Genomic DNA, 21,576 nt, shown 5'->3' with positions numbered 1-21,576 from the left:
CTTTGCAAAAGACGAATATTACTTGGATGCGGTACGTTCTGTAGTGACCGCGCCGCCGCTGCCGGGCAGCCAGCGCCGCAGCTTGCCAAGCCAACTGCCCTGGCGCCGTTCGACGTAGGCCAGTTGTGCCGGCATCTGCAAGCGCACGATGGTACCGCCGGCCGGCGGCGACCACACGCTGCAGGTGGCGCCGATGGCGGCAGCGCGCTCGCGCATGCCGACCAGGCCGTAATGCCCCGGCCGCCCCGGACCGCCGGCGGCGTAGCCCGTCGCGCCCAGCCCGCAGCCGTCGTCGCGCACCTCCAGGCGGAAGGTGAGGCTGTCGTAATCGAGCCGCATCTGCACGCTGCTGGCCCCGGCGTGCCGCGCCGCGTTGAATAGCGCCTCGCGCCCAATCGACAGCACCTCGCCGTGCACCTGGGAAGGCATGGCGCGCGGCGCGTGTTCCAGTTCGAAGTGGAAGCGTTCGTGCAGCAGCACAGCGCCGTACTGGCGCAAGGCTTGCGCCAGCTCTTCCGGTTCGCCGCTGGCGCGCAAGTCCATGATGTAGTTGCGGCCTTCGACCATCAACTGGTCGGCCAGTTCCAGCGTCTGCTCCACCTTGGCTTTTTCTTCGCTGCCGGGCGCCATGCGGGCCGACTGGTGGTCAAAGAACATGATCAGGCTTTGCACGCTTTGCAGCAGGGTGTCGTGCAGGCCGCGCGCAATGCGCGAGCGTTCGGCCAGGCGCTCGTGCAGCAGATCCTGCATGCGCGCCGTCAGGTGGCGTACGCGAAGTGCATACAGCGCCGCCAGCGCCAGACCGCCGGCCAGCACCAGCAGGGCGGTAAACCATGGAGTCTGGATGAACGTGGGGGGAATCTCCAGCTGCAGCGTGGCGCCGTCGCCGTTCCATACGCCGTCTTCATTGGAGGCCAGCACGCGGAAGCGGTAGCTGCCCGGCAGCAGGTTGGTGTAGAAGGCTTCGCGACGGCCCAGCACGTCCTGCCAGCCCTTGTCCACCCCTTCCAGCATATAACTGAAGCGTACCCGCTCCGGAATCGACAGGCTTAGCGCCGTGAAGGCGATTTCCACATCTTTGCTGCCCGTTGGCAGGCGCACCTCGGGTAATGGCTGGTAGGAGGCGCCGCCGGAACGCAATGCGTGGATCTGCACGGTCGGCGCCAGCGTGTTGCGCGCTATTTTCGAAGGGTCGATGCTGGCGACATCGCCTGAGGTGGAGAACCATAGCCTGCCGTCGCTGCCTTGTACCAGCGAGGGCAAGGGGCGGAACTGTTCCGCGCCTCCAGGCAGACCGTCCTGCGCATCGAAGCGCTCGAACCGCACCGGATGGCTGTCATTGCTGCCCGCGTCCAGCAGGCGCTGCACTTCCGGAGATGCGATACGCGTAATGCCTTCCGTACCGTGCAGCCATAGTTCTCCCTGCGGCGTGCGCGCCATGCCGGAGATCCCGCGCAACGGCGCGTTGATGGCATGGAAACCGGCATCATCGAACCAGCCCGCGCCATATTCGCCGCCGGCCCACACTCGCGCGCCGTCGACCAGCAGCGACAGCACATTACCCAGCTCGATGCCGTCGCGTTCGCCGAACACGCGTGCCTTGCCGCCGTCGATCACGGCGATGCGGTTGCGCAGGTAGCCGACCCAGATGCGGCCCCGTACATCGGTAACCAGGGCTGGGGCGATGCCGTCGGGCAGGCCGGTTACGCCGCCGTCCCGGGTCCAGTGCTTGCCATCCGCGCTGACCAGCCCCTTGCGCGATATCGAAAGCCACATGCGCCCGTCGTGGCCGAGCGTCATGGCCTGCACGTCGTGCTGCGCATATTCAGCCGGGTGCGGATACCAGGACATCAGGCCGGACGGCGCTTGCCGCCAGCGCTCATTGCTGTTGCCGAACCAGAGCGCGCCGTCCGGCGCGCGGTAGCCAGCCGACATCTTGCCGATAATGCGCTGCAGCTGTTCGCCAGCGGCGCTGTAGCTGTGGACTGCGCCGGCCATGTCGCCGATCACCACGCGGCCATCGCTGTCGGCCAGCACGCCCGGATGGTCGAGCGGCAGGCTGGTCGACAGGATGCGCAGGCGATTTCGGCGCAGCCGGTCCAGGCCGGCCGAAGTGCCGACCCAGATATTGCCTTCGCGGTCTTCGAACCAGGTTTGCGGCAGGGCGCCGCTGATGCCGTTCTCGCGCGTGAGTTTCTGCTCCGCCGCGTCGCCCGCGCCTGGCAGCGCGCGTTGCAGCGCATCGCCGTTCAACAGCCACATGCTGCCTGCGCGGTCGAAGTGGATGCCGTTGGCCGCAACCGCAGGGTGTGGCGCGGGCAGTCCGGCGGGCGCCTCCGGCAGCAGGCGGTAGCCGTGCCGGACGCCGTCGGTGGCCCATATCGTGCCGTCCGGGCCCTCCGCCAACGACATCAGGTCCAGGTAGGGCCAGGCGCGGCGGAAAGGCTGGCCGGCATCGCGCCAGTACACGCCGCCGCGCACCGACACCCATTGCCTCCCGTCGCGGCTGAACAGGACCTGGCGCACCGGACCGGCCGGTAGTCCGCTATCGGGCATGATGGGGATAAAGCGCGCGGCGCCTGGCGTCAGCTGCGCTAGCCCGCCGCTGACGCAAGCCCAGATGCTGCCGTCCGGCCCTTCGGTCAGGCTCAACACGCCGGATGGCGGCAGGCCCTCAGCCTGGCCATACTCGCGTACCTTGCCTCCGACCAGCGCAGTAATGCCGCCGAAGCGGTGGCCGATCCACAAATTGCCGTCGCGCGTGGCCAGCAAGCCCATGGTGCTGGGAGATTGCAGCCTGTGCCCGCCCAGCGACTCGACACGCTCGAAACGGGCGCCGTCGAAACGATGGAGGCCGCCGGGCGATGAGATCCACAGCCAGCCGTCCGGCGTTTGGGCGAACTTGACAACGTCGCTGGGCGCGCCTTGCAGGCGGGTCCAGGCTGTATGGTTGTAATCGGCGAGCAGGCGTGAGGGCGCTGCTTGCGCGGCCACACCTGCTGCAAACAGGAGGGCAGCAATCAGCGAACGGGGAGACATCCCGTCAGTGTAAGTGATTTCCGGTCAATCTATAAACGCGACATGTCGGGGCCGTTTTTCGGGCCCAGCCAAGTGGCGGCAAAGCGCTTGCGCGCTGCTTCGGAAGCGGCCTGGTCCCCGCGTTTTTCGTACACCGCGATCAGCCCGCGCAGGGCCCAGCCATTGCTCGGCGTTTTGGCGAAGGAGGCGCGGAAGGCTGCTTCCGCCTCATCGAGTTTGCCCGCCTTCAGCAGTGCGGCGCCAAGCGATTGGCGTACCGGGTAATACCAGTGCGGCGGTTCGGTGTAGGGCAGGGCATCCTGCGCAGCCACCGCTTGCGTGAACAGCGTGATGGCGCTGGGAAGTTCGCCTTTGGCTTCAGCCAGTTTGCCCGCTGCCACCAGGCGCGCGGTGCGCACGATGTCGGCCGCCGGCACGCCCCATTCGGTGAAAGGCTTGAAGTCGGCTTTCTGTTCGATGGCGGCGATGCTGTCGACTTCGCGCTGCCCCTCATCCCACTGTCCCTTGCGCGCATAGCCGACAGCGCGGGCGTAATGCCACATGGCGCGCAGCAGCACAAAGCCGGCGCCGGGATCGGGCAGGGCCAGCAGCGTATCCGGGCTGCTGAACTGCACGTGGGCGAAGTAGGGCGCGGCGCGCACCGGCTGCAGCGGCGGCAGGGCGCGCAGCAAGTCCGGCTGTATGGCCCACTCCAGCCGCTGCGTGGCATGCAGCGCCGCCTTGCCGTCGCCGCCCATCAGGGCCGACACCATCGCGAAGTGGATGTTGTGCGGATAGTAGGCCCCTTTGTACACGGCGTCGCTGGCGGCGCCGCGGAAGTATTTTTCATCGATTGCGATGGCGTCGATGTTCGATTGCAGCGCTTCCTTGTACTGGCCGACGCGGTAGTAAATGTGCGAAGGCATATGCACAATATGGCCGGCGCCGGGAATCAGCTTCGCCAGTTGGCGCGCATAGGGCAGGGCCTTGTCCGGATGCGTCGAGGCTTCCACCGCGTGGATGTAGTAGTGGATGGCGCCGGGGTGGCTGGAGTTGCGCTCCAACACACGCTCCAGCGCGTCGAGTAATTCCTGTGTGCGGCCTTTCGGGCTGGCGCCGCCGGCGTCCCAGTAATCCCATGGCGACAGGTCCATCAGCGATTCCGCGAACAGGACTTGAACGGTGTCGTCGTTGGGGAAGCTGTGTGCGGCTTCGGTCATGGCGGCCGCGTAAGCCTGGTCGAGCGGTGCGCGGTCGGCGGGCGGCCGCGCCGCATAGCGTTTGTAGACGGCGCGTACCAGGGCTTGTTCCACCGGGCCCGCCGTATTGGCAACGGCTGCCGCGCGTTCAGCCGCGGCAAAGGCTGGCGTCACGGCTTCCGGGAACATGGGCGCGTTGATGTTCGGCCCCAGCACCAGCGCTTCACCCCAATGGCACATGGCGCATTGCGGGTCGGCCTGCTGCGCGGCGCGGAAGGCACGTGCTGCTTCGGCATGATTAAAGGCGAACAGCAAGCGCAAGCCCTGATCGAAATAGGCTTGCGCGCGCGGGCTGCGGGTGGTGATCGACAGGTGCAGCTTACCCAGGTCTTTGTAGAGTGGCGGCGTGCCCGCCGCATCCGGTTTGCGTTCCTGCTGTGCGGCCTTGAATGGCGCGGTCTCGGCTTGCGCGAGCATGGCCAGCAGCTGCGGGCTTGCGGCGGCAGGGCTGGCGCACATGGTGCCGTCCAGCAGCGGGTCGAAGGCCGGCGCGCGCGGCGCCGGCGTACCCGAGGCGAGCGTACCGACCGCCAGGCACAGTGCGATGGGCAGGGCGCGAACGGTCGGCATGGCGGAGCTCCTTATTTAGTGGTGCAATGGTTTGCTGGCGGACTGGCCGGCGTTGGCGCCCGGATGCAGGGCATGTTCCAGCTTGCTGGTGTCGAAATAGGCGCGCAGCGACCCGACTTTTTCACCGCTCATTTTGAAGACGTGGACGAAGGGATTGTCATAGGCGATCCCGGTGCTGCGAGCAACCCAGCTCGATTCCCCGGCGACCACCAGGGTGTCTCCTTCCTGCACCATGGTTTTGGTTTCGAGATAGGTGCACTGGGTGATCTCGGCCAGCTTCATGAAGTATTCGGCAATCTCTTGCTTGCCGCGATAGCTGCCACCTATCGGCAGGTAATCAGACTCGGGATTGATCATCTCCGCATCGTCGTTGAAGCGTTCGAGCAGGTTTTTCAGGTCGCCTGCTGCAAATAGCTTATAGCCTTCACTGATGAACTTTTTGGTGTCCATGGCATCCCCCAAACACCGGCACCTGCAGCGGCATGCCGCAGGCTGCCGATCAGATAAGCCTAATACGCGGGGGGCAGATGTCAAGCTCAGCGCGGGGCGCCAAAGACCTGGGTCCAGTAGGCCGTTGCGTGCCTGGCCTGGTGGATGCCAAGGCCAGCTCCCATCTCGGTAAAACGTGGGTTCATCAGGTTGCGGCAATGGCCCGGGCTGTCGATCCAGCCATTCACGGCTTCCTGCGCGCTGTTCTGGCCGCGCGAAATGTTTTCCGCGATATTGCGCCAGCTGTAGCCCTGGGCTTCGGCACGTTGCGGCACTTCCTGGCCACGCTTGTTGACGTGGGAGAAGTAGGATTGCTGGGCCATGTCCTTGCTGTGCGCCAGTGCCGCTGCCGCCAGTTGATCGTTCCAGGTAAGCGGCGGGGCGGCATCCATCCAGGTGTCGCCGCATCGCCGGCCTTTGGCGCGGGCGGCATTGGTGGCGTCCAGTACCTCCTGCGCGGCGGTGGCGGGATCGGGCAGCAGTTCCACGGGATTGGGCGCCGGCGTTGCTAGCACGATGGTCCATTCGTTGCCGGCCTTGTGGGCGCCGATGTCGCGGTAGCGCGTGCTGCCCAGCGTGGAGCAGTAGGTTTCGCGCAGGGCGTCGAAAGCGGCGCGCGCATCGCTGGGGCCTTCCACATTCACCGCGTCGGCAACTTCGGGGTCGTAGCCCGCCTGGTCGAGTACTGCCAGCAGGATGGTGCCGGGGCGCAGGGCGACCTGCGACAGTAGCCGGTGCGGTGTCAGCACCGGTACGGCGGCGCGCTGCCGCCCCTGGCATTGGGCAGGCGCAGCGCGCCAGGCGTTGACCATGGCCACCAATTGTTCTGCATCGCCGGCATGTGCGGGCATGCTGTACGCCGCCAGTGCGATTGCGAGAATGATAAGGCGTTTCATGGGGGCACTATACGCGCTCTGGTAAACTGCGCGCAATAAAGGAGTGAATATGGTTTCGTTGCAAGAACAATTGATGAAGGCTGGCCTGGTCGACAAGAAAAAGGTCAACAAGGCGCTGCAGGACAAGTCCAAGCAGCACAAGGAAGAACTGCGCACCGGCGCCAAGGCGGTGGACCAGTCGCGCGAAGCGGCGCAGGAGCAGCAGCGCAAGAACGCCGAACGTGCGCGCGAGCTGAATGCCCAGCGCGATGCGGCCGCCGGTCAGAAGGCCATCATGGCCCAGATGGTGCAGATGGTGCAGCAGCACCGCCAGCCCAAGGGTAATGGCGACGTCGCCTACAACTTCACCCTGGGCAGCAAGATCGACCGCATCTATGTCTCGGATAAGGTGCAGCAGCTCCTGGTCAATGGCCGCCTGGTGATCGTTGTGCTGGACGGCGTAGTGGAACTGGTGCCGAAGATCGTAGGCGACAAGATCTGCGAACGCGTGCCGGAAGTGGTTGTCGCGGTCAAGAAGAGCGCCAGCGAGCAGCCGGCGGAAGACGATCCTTACGCCGACTACAAGATCCCCGACGACTTTACTTGGTAACCAGCACGCCCTTGTCGGCCGATACGGTGTAGTTCACCGTCGCGCCGTTGTAGCTGGCCCAGTTGGTGAGGTCGAAGGTGCCTGCGCCGGACATGCGCTGCGCCTGCAGGCTCAGGTATGTCAATGGCTGCTTGGGTTGGCATACCTGCGGGATACCGACCGATTGCAGGAAGGTTATCGAACCCGCGCCCACGCGCGTGCCCTTGCCGGCTTCCACCAGCAGCGCTGTTTCCACATCCACGCCGATGGCGCGCGCCATCGGCGTCCAGCCATCTTTCACGAGTCGAGCCACGAAGGCGACCATGCGCCCGATGCGGTCGCGCGCGTCCACGTGGGCATCGGTGATGACATTCCCGAGGTCCGGCAAGTTGAGGAAGTCGCGCTCGAAGGTCATGCGCTTGTCGTAAGGATTAGCCAGCGCGTCGGCCGAAGTGATGCTGCCATTCAGCGCCGAGAAGCCGAAGCGGCCCATCACAGCCAGCCCCGCGCTGGTGCCGCCGATCGGGATATTGCGGTTGGCCAGGTCCTGGATCGCGGTCTGCACCGGCGTGCCTTGCCAGAAGTTGATGTAGTCGGCCTGGTCGCCGCCGGCGATGAAGAGCGCTTCGGCATTGCGGATATGTTCGATCACAAAAGGATCGTTGGCCGCCTCGCGGCTGGGGATTACCAGCGTTTCCACCGACTGCACGCCGCCCATGGCGTAGATATAGGGGTTGTAGGCATCGGTTCCGCGGCTGCGGATTACCACGAAGTTGCCGCCGCCGCCTTTCTGGATCATCCAGGCGAAAGCGGCATCCACGTCGGGTCCGCCGCCCATCAGCACCATCGTAGGTTTTTTCGGCTGCGGCAGAACAGCATTACTGCCATCGCCCACGACATAATATTGGTAAGGCTTGCCCGCGTAGGCAGGAGATGCCAGCGCAGCGGACAGCAGCAGGAAGGCGGCGAAGAAACGTGTCAGGCGTTGCATGGCAATGCTCCTCAATGGCTGGGCAAATCGCTCAGCCATTGTACGCCCAACAACTATTAGGAATTAAGCGCGCGCAGGAATTTTCAGGCCACGCGCCACAGCTGGGCGGTCCACAAAGGCGCCCAGCACCCGGCGCACGTTGGTGAATTTCTCATAGCCAACTAAATCGCCGGCGCCGTAGTACTCGATCAGATTGCGCACCCAAGGGAAGATCGCGATATCGGCGATCGTGAACTGGTCGCCCATTACCCATTTGCGGCCTGCCAGGCGCTGCTCCAGCACCGCCAGCAGGCGGGCCGATTCGGCGATGTAGCGGTCGCGCGGGCGCTTGTCCTCGTATTCCCGGCCGGCGAATTTGTGGAAGAAGCCCACCTGGCCGAACATCGGGCCGATGCCGCCCATCTGGAACATCACCCACTGGATGGTTTCATAGCGCGCCGCCGCATCCTGCGGCAACAGCTTGCCGGTCTTCTCGGCCAGGTAGAGCAGGATCGCGCCCGATTCGAACAGCGGCAGCGGCTTCCCGCCCGGGCCGTCCGGATCGATGATGGCCGGGATCTTGTTGTTCGGGTTCAGGGACAGGAATTCAGGCGACATCTGGTCGCCGGTCTCGAAATCGACCAGGTGCGGCTCGTAAGCGAGGCCGGTTTCTTCCAGCATGATCGATACCTTCACGCCGTTCGGCGTAGGCAAGGAATACAGCTGCAGTCGTTCAGGATGTTGGGCGGGCCATTTGGCGTTGATAGGGAAATCGGTGATACCAGTCATGCGCAAACTCTCTCGGTTGGACAATGAAACGCGATTATGCGGCAATCCCGTTTTTCGCGCTCAAGCCCAGCCATCCAAATGTCCACCTTGGGGTCAGGAACGAAAGTGGACATTTCCCTGGGAAATGTCCACTTTCGTTCCTGACCCCAAGGTGGACATTTTTTTACTTTTTAGGGAACGTGGAGCAATCTCGGTGCATCCAATGTCATGAAAACAGCTTGAAACGGGGAAACCAATGAACGACCTAGCCGCATTCGAACAGTTGATGCGTCGCCATAACCGCACTTTGTATCGCACGGCGCGCAGCATCGTGAAGGACGATGCAGAAGCGGAAGACGTGCTGCAGGAGGCCTACATCCTGGCCTTTCGCGGCATGGCGAACTTCCGCGGCGATTCGAGCATGTCGACTTGGTTGACCCGCATAGTCATCAACAAAGCAATCGCCCGTTCGCGCAAGAAGGCCCGTATGGCCGACATCATCCAGCTTGACGGGGAGGCGGCAATGGACGAACACAATGAACAACCGGAACAGGCGCTGTTGCGTGGCGAAGCGCGGCGCCTGATCGAGCAGAAGATCGACGGCCTGCCTGATTCCTTCCGCACGGTGTTCGTCCTGCGCGCGCTGGAAGAGATGTCGGTGGAGGAGACTGCCGCCTGCCTCGACATCCCGGAAGCGACCGTGCGCACGCGCTATTTCCGCGCCCGGGGCCTGCTGCGTGAGGCCTTGTCGCGCGAGCTCGATATTGCGCTGGAAGATGCCTTTGCGTTTGATGGCGCGCGTTGCGACCGCATTGTCGCCAACGTGCTGAAACGGCTGCAAGACTGACCACCCACCAACAAGGAGAAAACCATGTCCTTCCTGATTTCCCTCGACGACGTTGCACAGGGCAACCGCCGTTCCTTCCTCTCCAAATCGGGCCTGCTGCTGTCCGGCGCCGCCGTGGCGCTGCTGGCGGGCGAGGATGCCTTGGCCGCCAAAGGCGCCAAAGAAGGTGAAGAGGATATCCGCATCCTCAACACGGCGCTGGGCGCCGAGCTGGAAGCCATCGCCGCCTACCAGGTCGGGGCGGAAAGCGGCCTGCTGAAAAAGCCGGTGCTCGACCTGGCCGTGACTTTCCAGGGCCACCACAAGGAACATGCCGACATCCTGGCCAAGACCATCGCCAAGCTGGGCGGCAAGGCTGTCAGCGCGAAGGAGAAATACACCTTCCCGACCGAAAAGCTGAAATCGCAGGAAGATGTGCTGCGCTTTGCCGCTGGGCTGGAGAAGGGCGCAGTCAGCGCCTACCTGGGCGCCGTGCCGCTGTTCGGCAACCGCGACCTGGCCAAGGCCGCGGCCAGCATCCTGGGCGATGAGGCGATGCACTGGGCCGTCCTGCGCAATGCGCTCGGCGAAGCGCCGGTGCCGGCAGCCTTCATGTCATGAAACGCGCGCCAGTCTTGATGGCGCTGGCGCTGGCCAGCGCCTCAGCACTCGCCGCGCCACCCGGCAGGGTGGGCAATGTGCAGGCCGGGCAGGCCGTGTATGACCGCTGCCTGGCCTGCCATGCGCTGGAATATGACCGCACCGGCCCGCGCCATTGCGGCCTGTTCGGGCGCCGCGCCGGCAGCGTGCCCGGCTTCGTCTACTCCGACGCGATGAAGCGCTCGCGTATCGTATGGGATGAAAAAACGCTCAACCTTTTCCTGGCCGATCCCATGAAAACAGTGCCAGGCACCAGCATGGGTTATGCCGGCGTCAAGGATCGACAGGAACGGGCCGACCTGATCGCATATTTGAAACAAGCTTGCGCAAAGGTTTGACGACTTTTGGTTTTGCGGTATGCTGGCCCAATGACCGATGCATTAGAGCGCCTGCCCGAGTTGTTGCTGGATGCCGTCTTCATGGTGGAAGAGGGCGGGCGTATCGCTTTCGTCAATCCTGCCTGCCAGGCAATCTTTGGCTACGCGCCGGACGAAATGATTGGCCGCGTCATCCTCGACTTCATTCACCCGGACGACAAGGACCGCACTCTCGCGGAGATGGGCCATGTGCTGAATGGCCGTCCCGGACTGGGTTTCGAAAACCGCTACCTGCGCAAGGACGGCAGTGTGGCCCACATCATGTGGACCGCGCGCTGGTCGGCGCAAGACCGGCTGCGCATTGGTGTGGCGCGCGACGTCAGTGAGCGCAAACTGGCCGAGCAGCGCCAGGCAGGCATGCTGGCCCTGGCGACTGCCGCGCACAGCGCAGAATCACTGCCCGAATTGTTCCGCGCTTTCGACGGTACCCTGCGCGCTCTGTTGCCTTTGCGCGGCATGGTGGCGGTATTGCAGCCCGGCGAGCGCGTGGCCTACGCCAGCGCGCCGGACGGCTCCCTGTCCCCCGATGCTGCGGGCTGGCATCACGTCACCCTGTCCGCATCCGGCATCGCGTTCGGTGAATTGCGCCTGGACCTGCAACGCCCGGGCACCTTGTCGTCCCAGGAAATCGACCTGCTTGAATTTACCGCCGGCCAGGCTGGCGCCGTGATCGAAAGGCTGGCGCTGCACGCCGACCTGGCGCACGCAGCGCGCTACGACGAGCTGACCGGCTTGCCCAACCGCCGACTGTTCCAGGACCGCATCCTGTCGGCCATTGCGCGCTGCCGGCGCGGCCAGTCGCGCGGCGCCCTGCTTTTTATCGACCTGGACGACTTCAAGCAAGTCAACGATGAACATGGCCACCTTGTGGGCGACCAGCTGCTGCAAGCCATTGCACGCCGCATCACCTCCTGCGTGCGCGAGGCCGACACCGTGGCCCGCATCGGCGGCGACGAATTCGTGGCCTTGCTGGAAAACGTGGCTGACCTGACACAGGCCGAAGCGGTGGCCGGCAAGATCAGGCAAGTCATCTCCACCGCCCTCGTGCTGTCCGGCCGCACCCTGCAGCCCCACGCCAGCATCGGCATCGCCCTCTATCCCGAACACGGTGAGGTCATCGACCAGCTGATGCGCCATGCCGACCAGGCCATGTACGCCGCCAAAGCCGTGCGTAAAGCCACCGCTGCCTGATTCCATCATCCCTGAAATATGGTTAAAATGGCACTTTTTTCCAGGGGATAAATCCGCGAATCGGCGCCCTCGGACTGCCGGACGACCTGACGCAGCGCCTGCTGCGCGCCCTCGCGACCTGAGGCTGGGTTATTATTGCTACTTTATGTCGCAGCGCAGCAAGTTTATCTTGCAGCAATATGTCATTAAAGTTCATTTAAATATATTGCAACGCAAATATTTTGCAGTAGATGGCTGATTTGGCGGCTTGATATACTGGGCCGGTTTAACTATTGGGAGAGTTGGTGAACCAACTGAAGGCAAAAGACGTTGGTGTGCCAGCAAAGGTAGCGATCCTGCTCTGTACCTACAACGGGCAGCAGTACCTTACGGAACAACTGGACTCATTCGCGGCGCAGACGCACGCCAACTGGACGGTATGGGCCTCGGACGATGGCTCAACCGACGCTACCCTTGCGCTTCTGGAAGACTACCGTAGCAAGTGGCCCGGCGGTCGCCTGTCAATTCAATCAGGGCCGAAGGCCGGCGTGGTCGCCAACTTTTTGATGCTGACTTGCAACGCAAGTATTCAGGCCGACTATTATGCCTACTCCGACCAGGATGATATCTGGGAAGCAGAAAAACTTGAACGCGCCATTCGCTGGCTGGAAGGCGTGCCATCCAATATCCCGGCCTTATATTGTGCGCGCACCAGGCTGGTCGATGCAGGCAATAAGGAAATTGGTTTTTCTCCTTTATTCAATAAGCAGCCTTGCTTTGCCAACGCATTAATTCAGAGTATTGCCGGCGGTAACACTATGGTGTTCAATAATGCCGCGCGCGCTTTGCTGCAAGCGACAGGGGAACAGCGTTCCATCATTGTCCATGACTGGTGGGCATACATGGTGGTGACCGGGTGTGGCGGCAGAGTGTTTTATGACAAGGTGCCGACCCTGCGCTATCGCCAGCATGGCGGCAATGTCATCGGCATGAACGACGGGTGGCTGGCGCGGTTCAGGCGCATGAGGCTGCAATGGCAAGGGCGCTTCCAGCATTGGAATAAGGTGCATATTGAAGCATTGCGTCCGATGGAAAACAGGCTGACGGCGGAGAATCGTGAGATTTTCAAGCGCTTTAGCGCAGCTCGGGAGATGAGCATGTTGCCGCGTTTGTTTAACCTGAATCGGAGCGGCGTCCATCGTCAAACCCGGCTCGGCAACATCAGCCTGTTGGCAGCAGCTATTTTTAACAAGATCTGACTCAATCACATGAAAATCCTTGTCACTGGCGGCGCCGGCTATATTGGTTCACACACATGCGTTCAACTGATCGAGGCCGGGCACGACATCGTGGTGTTCGATAATTTCAGCAACAGCCATCCGGAGGCACTGGCGCGGGTCGAACGCATCACTGGCCGCAATCCGGTGCTGGTGGAGGGCGATATCCGCGACCAGGCAGCAGTTGAAGAGACGTTGCGCCGGCACCAATGCGAAGCGGTGATTCATTTCGCTGGCTTGAAGGCGGTAGGCGAGTCGGTTGAGCAGCCACTTGCTTACTATGACTGCAATGTGATCGGCACGCACCGCTTGCTGGCGGCGATGCAGGTTTGCGGCGTGCGGACCATTGTCTTCAGTTCGTCGGCGACCGTGTACGGCGAGCCGCAGCGCCTCCCTTTGACCGAGGATCATCCGCTTTCGGCTACCAATCCTTATGGACGCAGCAAGCTGTTCATCGAAGACATGCTGCGCGACCTGTACCGCTCCGACCCCAGCTGGCGCATTGTCATCCTGCGTTACTTCAACCCGGTAGGCGCTCATGCGAGCGGCCTGATCGGGGAAAATCCCCAGGGCGTGCCTAATAACCTGATGCCGTTCGTGGCACAGGTGGCGGTCGGGCGCCGCGAGTTCCTGAATGTCTGGGGCGATGACTATGCAACTCATGACGGGACCGGAGTTCGTGACTATATCCATGTCGTGGATTTGGCGCGTGGTCATCTGAAGGCGCTGGAGCGGCTCGATGCACCGCAATGCACCGCGGTCAATCTTGGAACTGGGATCGGCTATAGCGTCCTGGAAGTGGTGCGGGCGTTTGAACACGCAAGCGGGCAGAAGGTCGATTACCGCGTATCGCCGCGCCGTGCCGGTGACGTGGCGGCCTGTTACGCCGATCCCGCCGAGGCCCTTCGCATCCTGGGCTGGGCAGCCGAACATGACCTGGCCGCCATGTGCCGCGACCATTGGAACTGGCAAAAACAGAATCCGCAAGGATATGCCTGAATGGCATTCCAGCGGGGGAGGCGTATCAAAATGTTAGAATATTCGCCAAATTTGAGTTGCGATAGCAGAATATCCGCGCTGGTTTATTTCGGTAGTGGCAAAAGTAATATGTTTGGTGATTGAAATGCATCACCGAACGAAAAGGCGTTTTTATGCAAGATAACAATACTTTGCCCAAAGTAGCGATTCTGCTCTGTACGTATCACGGCCAGCATTTTCTGGCCGAACAGCTTGATTCGATTGAGCAGCAGGATTACAGCAATTGGGAAGTGTGGGCCTCCGACGACGGCTCGCAGGACGACACACATGCAATTTTGGGGCGCTACCAGGCAAAGTGGGGCGAGAGCCGCCTTTCGGTCCATTACGGACCGGCGGAAGGCTTCGTCTCCAATTTCCTGTCGCTGACCTGCAAGGCCGAGATCACGGCGGATTTTTATGCCTATTCGGACCAGGACGATATTTGGGAACATGACAAGCTCCAACGGGCGGTGGACTGGCTGCGCAGCGTCCCGAGCGATGTGCCTGCGCTGTATTGCACGCGTACCCGCCTGGTTGATGCCGAAAACCGCGATATTGGCCTGTCGCCACTGTTTTCCAAGCCGCCCAGCTTTGCCAATGCCCTGATCCAGAACATTGGCGGCGCGAACACCATGGTGTTCAACGAAGCGGCACGGCGCCTTATTCGCGAAGCGGGTGAAAATATCGAAGTGGTTTCGCACGACAGTTGGGCATATATGGTGGTGACCGGATGCGGCGGCAAGGTCAAGTACGACGCTTACCCGTCCCTGCGCTATCGCCAGCATGGCAGCAATATCGTGGGCATGAACTCGACCTGGGCGGCGCGGCGTGTGCGTGTGCGCATGCTGATGCAGGGCCACCTGCGCACCTGGAACGACCGCCATTTGATAGCATTGCAGCGTTTGCAGCCTCGCCTGACGCCCGAAAGCCGGCACACACTCGACCTGCTGGCGGGAGCCAGGCACCGTTCGCTGTTGCCGCGCCTGATTGGATTGAAGAAATCCGGCATTTACCGCCAAACCTTGCTGGGCAATCTTGGCCTGCTGGCTGCGGCAATCTTTAAGAAAATTTAAAAACATGACTATTCTCGTAACCGGCGGCGCCGGATTTATTGGTGGTAATTTTGTCCTCGACTGGCTGGCACAATCGGACGAGAAAATCATTAATCTCGACAAGCTGACTTATGCGGGCAACCTGGATAGCCTGGGCAGCCTCGACGGCGATGTGCGCCATGTCTTCGTGCATGCCGATATCGGCGACCGCGCTGTCGTTGATGCCTTGCTGGCCGAACACAAGCCGCGTGCGATCCTGAACTTCGCCGCCGAGAGCCACGTCGACCGTTCGATCCACGGTCCGGGCGAATTCATCCAGACCAATATCGTCGGCACCTTCAACCTGCTGGAGTCGACGCGCGCTTACTGGGGCGCCCTGGAAGGCGAAGCGAAAGCAAGCTTCCGCTTCCTGCACGTCTCGACCGATGAAGTGTACGGTTCGCTGGAGCCGCAGGCGCCCGCCTTCACCGAGCAGCATCGCTACGAGCCGAACAGCCCTTACTCGGCGAGCAAGGCTGCCAGCGACCACCTGGTGCGCGCTTATCACCACACCTACGGCCTGCCGGTGCTGACCACCAACTGCTCCAACAACTACGGTCCTTACCACTTCCCGGAAAAGCTGATCCCGCTGGTGATCCACAATGCCCTGGCCGGCAAGGCGCTGCCGATCTATGGCGACGGCCAGCAGATCCGTGACTGGCTGTACGTGAAGGACCACTGCAGCGCGATCCGCCGTGTACTGGCCGATGGCAAGCTGGGCGAAACCTATAACGTCGGTGGCTGGAACGAGAAAGCCAACCTCGACGTGGTGAATACCCTGTGCTCCATCCTGGACGAGCTGCAGCCGCGCGCCGATGCGCAGTCGTACAAGACCCAGATTACTTTCGTCAAAGACCGCCCAGGCCACGACAAGCGCTACGCCATCGACGCCAGCAAGCTGGAACGCGAGCTGGGCTGGAAGCCGGCCGAGACCTTCGAGACCGGCATCCGCAAGACCGTGCAGTGGTACCTGGATAACCAGGGCTGGGTGCAGAACGTCACCAGTGGCAACTACCGCAACTGGGTGGAGAAGCAATACGCATGAAGATCCTGCTGATCGGTAAGAATGGCCAGGTCGGGCAGGAACTGCTGCGCACGCTGCTGCCACTGGGCGAGCTCGCCGCGCTGGGGCGCGACGGACTTGACCTGGGCGACCTGGACGCGGTCAGACGCGTGCTGGCAAGCCAGGCGCCCGACGTCATCGTCAATGCCTCCGCCTACACCGCGGTCGACCGCGCCGAGACCGACGAGGCCGCCGCCACCGCCGTGAATGCGAGCGCCGTCGGCGCCATGGCGGAGTACGCGCGCGAACACGGCGCACTGCTGGTGCACTATTCGACCGATTACGTCTTCGACGGCGCCAAGGATGCGCCTTACCTGGAAGACGATGCCACCGCGCCGCAAAGCGCCTACGGCCGCAGCAAGCGTGCCGGTGAAGAGGCTATCCTGGCCAGCGGCTGCAAAGCCCTGGTATTCCGCACCAGCTGGGTGTTCTCGGCCCGTGGAGGCAACTTCATCAAGACCATGCTGCGGCTGGCGGGCGAGCGCGACAGCCTGAATGTGGTGGCCGACCAGTTCGGCGCTCCGACTTCGGCCGAGCTGATCGCCGACGTCACGGCGCTGGCCGTGGCGGCTTACCGCCGTGGCGCCATCGCCGATGGCATCTACCACCTGACCGCCTCCGGCTCCACCAGCTGGCACGGCCTGGCCAGCTACGCGATTGCGCGTTCGCGCGAGCGCGGCGCCAGCTTCAAGGTCGATCCGGCGCAGATCAAGCCGATCCCGACCGAGGCCTATCCGCTGCCGGCCAAGCGGCCAAGGAATTCGCGGCTCGATACGAGCAAACTGTGTGGCGCCCTCGACCTGCATATGCCGGACTGGAAGGTCCATGTCGACCGCCTTATCGATCAACTCTCCTGAACTGGAAACCGCATGAAACGCAAAGGCATTATCCTCGCCGGCGGCTCCGGCACTCGACTGCACCCGGCAACCCTGGCGATCAGCAAGCAATTGCTGCCAGTGTTCGACAAGCCAATGATTTATTATCCGCTCAGCACCCTGATGCTGGCCGGCATCCGCGACATCCTGATCATTTCGACCCCGCAGGATACGCCGCGCTTCCAGCAATTGCTGGGCGATGGTGAGCAGTGGGGCCTGAACCTGCAATACGCGGTGCAGGAGTCGCCCGATGGCCTGGCGCAAGCCTTTATCATCGGCGAAGACTTCATCGGCGACGCACCGTCGGCCCTGGTGTTGGGCGATAACATCTTCTACGGTCACGAATTCCAGGACTTGCTCAGCAATGCCATGGCGCGCACCGAAGGCGCCAGTGTGTTTGCCTACCACGTGCATGATCCCGAACGTTACGGCGTGGCCGAATTCGACGACCAGCGCCGCGTCCTGTCGCTGGAAGAAAAACCGGCCAAGCCCAAGTCAAATTACGCCGTGACCGGCTTGTATTTCTATGACAACCAGGTCGCGGAACTGGCCAAGAGCCTGAAGCCATCGGCACGCGGCGAGCTGGAAATCACCGACCTGAACCGCCTTTACCTCGAGCAAGGCACGCTGAATGTCGAGATCATGGGCCGTGGCTATGCATGGCTCGACACCGGCACCCACGAGTCGTTGCTCGAGGCCGGTCAATTCATCGCCACGCTGGAAAACCGCCAGGGCCTGAAGGTCGCCTGTCCTGAGGAGATCGCCTTCCGCCAGCAGTGGATTGGCGCCGGGCAGCTGGAAAAGCTGGCCCGTCCGCTGGCCAAGAACGGCTATGGCCAATACCTGCTGCGCATCCTGGACGAGAAAGTGTACTGATGAACGCTACCCGATTGAGCATCCCCGACGTTGTCCTGTTCGAACCCAAGGTGTTCGGCGACGACCGCGGTTTTTTCTACGAAAGCTTTAACCAGGCCCGCTTTGAAGAAGCGATCGGCCGCAGCGTCAATTTCGTGCAGGATAACCACTCGCGCTCGTCCAAGGGCGTGCTGCGCGGCCTGCACTACCAGATCCAGCAGACGCAAGGCAAGCTGGTACGCGTGTCCGCTGGCGCCGTATTCGACGTCGCCGTCGACCTGCGTAAGAGCTCGCCTACCTTCGGTCAATGGGTCGGCGAAATCCTGAGCGCCGAGAACAAACGCCAGTTGTGGGTCCCGGAAGGCTTCGGCCACGGCTTTGTCGTGCTCAGCGACAGTGCTGAATTCCTGTACAAGACCACGGACTACTATGCGCCGCAATATGAACGCAGCATTGCCTGGAACGACCCGGACCTGGCGATCGACTGGCAGTTTGAGGGCACCCCATCGTTGTCGGCCAAGGATGCCAATGGCACACTGCTGAGCCGCGCGGAGGTGTTTGCCTGATGCAGCAGTTTTCCATTGCGCCTAGGCAGATGCTGGCCAGCTCCTGGCACAACCGCGGCCTGATCAAGGCCCTCGTCGAGCGCGAAGTGATCGGCCGCTACCGTGGTTCGGTATTCGGCATCCTGTGGTCGTTCTTCCATCCGCTATTCATGCTGACGGTGTACACCTTCGTCTTCAGCGTGGTCTTCAAATCGCGCTGGAGTGGCGGCAGCGATTCCAAAACGGAATTTGCGCTGGTGCTGTTTGCCGGGTTGATCATCTTCAACTTGTTTGCCGAGTGCGTCAATCGCGCGCCGACCCTGATCTTGACGAATGTGAATTACGTCAAGAAGGTCGTGTTCCCGCTGGAAATCCTGCCTTGGGTCGCCTTAGGTTCGGCCATCTTCCACGCATGCATCAGCTTGCTGGTCTGGCTGCTCGCCTATGTAGTGCTGTTTGGCGTGCCGCATGCCACCGTGCTGCTGCTGCCGCTGGTGATCCTGCCTTTGCCTTTCTTTGTCCTGGGCCTGAGCTGGGTGCTGGCCGCGCTTGGCGTTTACCTGCGCGATGCCACTCAATTCATCGGAATCCTGACCACCACGCTGATGTTCCTGTCGCCGATCTTCTATTCCGCCGACACGCTGCCGCCTGAATACCGGCACCTGATCGCGTTCAATCCATTGGCCCCGGTCATCGAGCAGGCACGTGAAGTCCTGTTCTGGGGCCGCATGCCGGACCTGACCTTGTTCGCCGCCTCCCTGTGCGGCTCGATGCTCATTGCCTGGCTCGGTTTCGCCTGGTTCCAGAAAACTCGGAAAGGGTTTGCCGATGTCCTCTGAAATCGCGATCAAGGTCAGCCACTTAAGCAAGTGCTACCAGATTTACAACCAGCCGCATGACCGCCTGAAGCAATCGATCTTCCCGCGCATGCAGAAGATGGTGGGCGCCCGTAGCAAGCAGTATTTCCGCGAGTTCCAGGCGGTGCATGACGTGTCCTTCGAAATCAAGAAGGGCGAGACGGTCGGCATCATCGGCCGCAACGGCAGTGGCAAGTCAACCCTGCTGCAAATGATTTGCGGCACCCTGAATCCGACCAGCGGGACCATCGAGACGCACGGACGTATCGCGGCGCTGCTGGAGCTCGGCTCCGGCTTTAATCCAGAATTCACCGGGCGCGAAAACGTGTATATGTACGCGGCCGTGCTTGGCCTGCCGCGCGCGGATACCGAAGCCCGCTTTGCCGACATCGAAGCCTTCGCCGATATCGGCGAGTTCATCGAACAGCCGGTCAAAACGTATTCCAGCGGCATGCTGGTGCGCTTGGCATTCGCCGTCATTGCGCACGTCGATGCCGATATCCTGGTGGTCGACGAAGCGCTTGCCGTAGGCGATGCCTTCTTCACCCAGAAATGCATGCGCTTCCTGCGTCAGTTCATGAAGACCGGGACCGTGCTGTTCGTCAGCCACGACACGGCTTCCGTACGCAGCTTGTGCAGCGACGCCATCTGGATTGAAAAGGGGCATATGCTGGAGCGCGGCACGCCGAAGGAAGTGTGCGAGCATTACCTGGAAGCGTTTTACGAGGCCCAGCAAGGCAAGAGCACATCGACCCGCATCAAGGCATCCAGCGCGCAGCGGGTGGCCGCATCCCATGACCAACGGCGCGAATTCATTAATGCGAGCAATTTGCGCAATGACCTCGAACTGTTCGATTTCAATCCGGATGCGCCGTCTTTCGGCAAGGGCGAAGCCCAAATTACGGCCGTGCGCTTCCTGGACGCTGAAAAGCAGCCGCTGGCTTGGATTGTCGGCGGTGAAAATGTGACCTTGCGTGTAGAGGCGCAAGCCCACGGTCCGTTGGATTCGCCGATTATCGGATTCTACATCAAGGACAAGCTGGGACAGAACCTGTTTGGCGATAACACCTGGCTCGATTATATGGAGTCCCCGGTCGCCTGCGCGAGCGGCCAAGCCCTGGTGGCTGATTTCGACTTCCAAATGCCGCGCCTGGCGGCCGGACAGTATTCGATCACCGTTGCCATTGCCAACGGGTCGCAATATAACCACGTCCAACACCATTGGGTGCACGATGCGGTCAGCTTCAAATCCGAGTCCACCAGCGTAGCGGGTGGCCTGATCGGCATTCCGATGCAAAGTATTAATCTTAAAACCATAGCTCACCATGAATGACTTCAATGACGGCTTGCTGCAGGCCGCTAATTTCACGCCAATTTCCCTGCAAGCTCCTAACGCATGGTGCGGCCACTTGCCGTTCGCCGCTTGGTTGATGAAGCAGATGCGCCCATCCCTGCTGGTGGAATTGGGGACCCATTCGGGCAATTCCTACTTTTCCTTCTGTCAGGCGGCGCAGGAAGATGGCGTCGAGGTCAAGTGCTACGCCGTGGATACCTGGCAGGGCGACGAGCACGCCGGTATTTACGGGCAGGATGTATTCGACAAAGTGAACGCGCATAATCAGGACCATTACGCTGGGTTCTCGCGGCTGCTGCGCATGACCTTTGATGACGCGGTCAATTACTTCGCCGACGGCTCGGTCGACCTGCTGCACATCGACGGCCTGCATACTTACGAAGCGGTGAAGCATGATTTTGATACATGGCTGCCAAAGCTGGCGCCAGGCGCCATTGTCCTGTTCCACGATATCAATGTGCGCGAACGCGGTTTCGGCGTCTGGCAGCTGTGGGACGAGCTGAAGGAACGTTATGCCGAGCATCATGAGTTCATGCATTCGCACGGACTGGGCGTATTGCGCATCGGCGCGGCCAGCGACGCTGATACGCCATGGCTGCGTGCCGGCAGCCCTGAGCAGCAACTGCTGCGCAATTACTTTGCAGCCCTTGGCACGCGCCAGGTAGAGCGCATGGACCTGGCCCAGGTGCGTAATGAATTGACTGCCATGAAGACCTGGTGCCACCAGCATACCCAGTCGATGACAGCCCAGATCCATAGCCTGGAAGAGGAATTGGCGCAGCGTCGCGAACGCGATGAACGCATCAAGAACCTGGAAGATGCGTTGGGCCAGCTCACCCAGCGCGATGCGCACATCAAGCACCTGGAACAGGAGTTGACACACAGCCGCGAACAGGAAGCTCACGCTGCCGCCAAGATTGACGAGTTGGCGCTTGAAGTCGGACAGCATGCAAAACAAATGCAGCAATTGCAGGAAACCCGCAGCTGGCGCTACACACGGCCATTCCGCACGGTGCTGGAACGCCTGAAGTAAGCAGGGAACGAAGAAAATGAAACTGCGGATTGAACTGT

General features: G+C 61.9%; 21 protein-coding genes. 15 read left to right on the top strand and 6 right to left on the bottom strand.

Annotated elements, in window-relative coordinates; genetic code table 11:
* Window positions 1-18 precede the first annotated feature (18 nt).
* The 4 genes from AC1RTP_RS23165 to AC1RTP_RS23150 all read right to left on the bottom strand — a co-directional run bounded on the left by AC1RTP_RS23165 (window position 19) and on the right by AC1RTP_RS23150 (window position 6,232).
* Window positions 19-3,039 (bottom strand): sensor histidine kinase, encoded by a 3,021-nt coding sequence (locus AC1RTP_RS23165; protein WP_498610912.1) that lies wholly within the window; start codon window positions 3,037-3,039, stop codon window positions 19-21.
* A gap of 29 nt (window positions 3,040-3,068) precedes the next feature.
* Window positions 3,069-4,847 (bottom strand): tetratricopeptide repeat protein, encoded by a 1,779-nt coding sequence (locus AC1RTP_RS23160; protein WP_498610910.1) that lies wholly within the window; start codon window positions 4,845-4,847, stop codon window positions 3,069-3,071.
* Between the two features lie 15 nt (window positions 4,848-4,862).
* Window positions 4,863-5,297: a nuclear transport factor 2 family protein gene (locus AC1RTP_RS23155; RefSeq protein ID WP_498610908.1), complete on the bottom strand. Its 435-nt coding sequence runs from the start codon at window positions 5,295-5,297 to the stop codon at window positions 4,863-4,865.
* An 86-nt stretch (window positions 5,298-5,383) separates the two neighbouring features.
* A complete protein-coding gene (locus tag AC1RTP_RS23150; RefSeq protein WP_498610906.1) occupies window positions 5,384-6,232 on the bottom strand; it encodes a CAP domain-containing protein in 849 nt (282 codons plus the stop codon).
* A gap of 49 nt (window positions 6,233-6,281) precedes the next feature.
* On the opposite strand from AC1RTP_RS23150, the gene AC1RTP_RS23145 reads away from it, so the two are divergent.
* On the top strand, window positions 6,282-6,821 hold the full coding sequence (locus AC1RTP_RS23145; protein WP_498610904.1) for a DUF2058 domain-containing protein: 540 nt from the start codon (window positions 6,282-6,284) through the stop codon (window positions 6,819-6,821).
* Here the strand turns inward: AC1RTP_RS23145 and AC1RTP_RS23140 are convergent.
* Together AC1RTP_RS23140 and AC1RTP_RS23135 are read right to left on the bottom strand one after the other, a co-directional pair.
* Window positions 6,811-7,791 (bottom strand): cyanophycinase, encoded by a 981-nt coding sequence (locus AC1RTP_RS23140; RefSeq protein WP_498610902.1) that lies wholly within the window; start codon window positions 7,789-7,791, stop codon window positions 6,811-6,813. The genes AC1RTP_RS23145 and AC1RTP_RS23140 overlap by 11 nt on opposite strands.
* Before the next feature lie 63 nt (window positions 7,792-7,854).
* On the bottom strand, window positions 7,855-8,559 hold the full coding sequence (locus tag AC1RTP_RS23135; RefSeq protein ID WP_498610900.1) for a glutathione S-transferase N-terminal domain-containing protein: 705 nt from the start codon (window positions 8,557-8,559) through the stop codon (window positions 7,855-7,857).
* Window positions 8,560-8,794: 235 nt separating this feature from the next.
* Between AC1RTP_RS23135 and AC1RTP_RS23130 the strand changes: the two genes are divergently transcribed.
* From AC1RTP_RS23130 to AC1RTP_RS23065, 14 genes are all read left to right on the top strand, one after another.
* Window positions 8,795-9,385, top strand: a complete 591-nt coding sequence (locus AC1RTP_RS23130; protein WP_498610898.1) for an RNA polymerase sigma factor — start codon at window positions 8,795-8,797, stop codon at window positions 9,383-9,385.
* A gap of 24 nt (window positions 9,386-9,409) precedes the next feature.
* Window positions 9,410-9,985: a ferritin-like domain-containing protein gene (locus AC1RTP_RS23125; RefSeq protein WP_498610897.1), complete on the top strand. Its 576-nt coding sequence runs from the start codon at window positions 9,410-9,412 to the stop codon at window positions 9,983-9,985.
* Window positions 9,982-10,362: a c-type cytochrome gene (locus tag AC1RTP_RS23120; RefSeq protein WP_498610895.1), complete on the top strand. Its 381-nt coding sequence runs from the start codon at window positions 9,982-9,984 to the stop codon at window positions 10,360-10,362. The genes AC1RTP_RS23125 and AC1RTP_RS23120 overlap by 4 nt, the downstream gene beginning before the upstream one ends.
* A 30-nt stretch (window positions 10,363-10,392) precedes the next feature.
* On the top strand, window positions 10,393-11,592 hold the full coding sequence (locus AC1RTP_RS23115; RefSeq protein WP_498610893.1) for a diguanylate cyclase domain-containing protein: 1,200 nt from the start codon (window positions 10,393-10,395) through the stop codon (window positions 11,590-11,592).
* A gap of 284 nt (window positions 11,593-11,876) precedes the next feature.
* Window positions 11,877-12,830, top strand: coding sequence for a glycosyltransferase family 2 protein (locus AC1RTP_RS23110; protein ID WP_498610892.1), 954 nt, complete (start codon window positions 11,877-11,879; stop codon window positions 12,828-12,830).
* A 9-nt stretch (window positions 12,831-12,839) separates the two neighbouring features.
* On the top strand, window positions 12,840-13,847 hold the full coding sequence (galE, locus tag AC1RTP_RS23105) for a UDP-glucose 4-epimerase GalE (RefSeq protein WP_498610890.1): 1,008 nt from the start codon (window positions 12,840-12,842) through the stop codon (window positions 13,845-13,847).
* Between the two features lie 152 nt (window positions 13,848-13,999).
* Complete coding sequence (locus AC1RTP_RS23100) at window positions 14,000-14,938, top strand: glycosyltransferase family 2 protein (RefSeq protein WP_498610888.1); 939 nt, start codon at window positions 14,000-14,002, stop codon at window positions 14,936-14,938.
* Between the two features lie 4 nt (window positions 14,939-14,942).
* A complete protein-coding gene (rfbB, locus tag AC1RTP_RS23095; RefSeq protein ID WP_498610887.1) occupies window positions 14,943-16,001 on the top strand; it encodes a dTDP-glucose 4,6-dehydratase in 1,059 nt (352 codons plus the stop codon).
* Window positions 15,998-16,876, top strand: coding sequence for a dTDP-4-dehydrorhamnose reductase (gene rfbD, locus AC1RTP_RS23090; RefSeq protein ID WP_498610885.1), 879 nt, complete (start codon window positions 15,998-16,000; stop codon window positions 16,874-16,876). The genes rfbB and rfbD overlap by 4 nt, the downstream gene beginning before the upstream one ends.
* Before the next feature lie 12 nt (window positions 16,877-16,888).
* Window positions 16,889-17,770 carry a glucose-1-phosphate thymidylyltransferase RfbA gene (rfbA, locus tag AC1RTP_RS23085; RefSeq protein ID WP_498610883.1) on the top strand — a complete coding sequence of 294 codons (882 nt, stop codon included), beginning with the start codon at window positions 16,889-16,891 and terminating at the stop codon, window positions 17,768-17,770.
* On the top strand, window positions 17,770-18,315 hold the full coding sequence (gene rfbC, locus AC1RTP_RS23080) for a dTDP-4-dehydrorhamnose 3,5-epimerase (protein WP_498610881.1): 546 nt from the start codon (window positions 17,770-17,772) through the stop codon (window positions 18,313-18,315). Before rfbA ends, rfbC begins: the two co-directional genes overlap by 1 nt.
* Window positions 18,315-19,133 (top strand): ABC transporter permease, encoded by an 819-nt coding sequence (locus AC1RTP_RS23075; protein ID WP_498610879.1) that lies wholly within the window; start codon window positions 18,315-18,317, stop codon window positions 19,131-19,133. The genes rfbC and AC1RTP_RS23075 overlap by 1 nt, the downstream gene beginning before the upstream one ends.
* Window positions 19,123-20,484 (top strand): ABC transporter ATP-binding protein, encoded by a 1,362-nt coding sequence (locus tag AC1RTP_RS23070; protein ID WP_498610877.1) that lies wholly within the window; start codon window positions 19,123-19,125, stop codon window positions 20,482-20,484. The genes AC1RTP_RS23075 and AC1RTP_RS23070 overlap by 11 nt, the downstream gene beginning before the upstream one ends.
* Window positions 20,477-21,538, top strand: a complete 1,062-nt coding sequence (locus AC1RTP_RS23065) for a class I SAM-dependent methyltransferase (protein ID WP_498610875.1) — start codon at window positions 20,477-20,479, stop codon at window positions 21,536-21,538. Before AC1RTP_RS23070 ends, AC1RTP_RS23065 begins: the two co-directional genes overlap by 8 nt.
* The last annotated feature ends 38 nt before the right edge of the window (window positions 21,539-21,576 follow it).

The organism is Pseudoduganella sp. GW821-FHT11H04 (assembly GCF_058807935.1).
The sequence above is the reverse complement of the archived record's forward strand: the minus strand, read 5'-3'. Positions and strand labels throughout refer to the sequence as shown.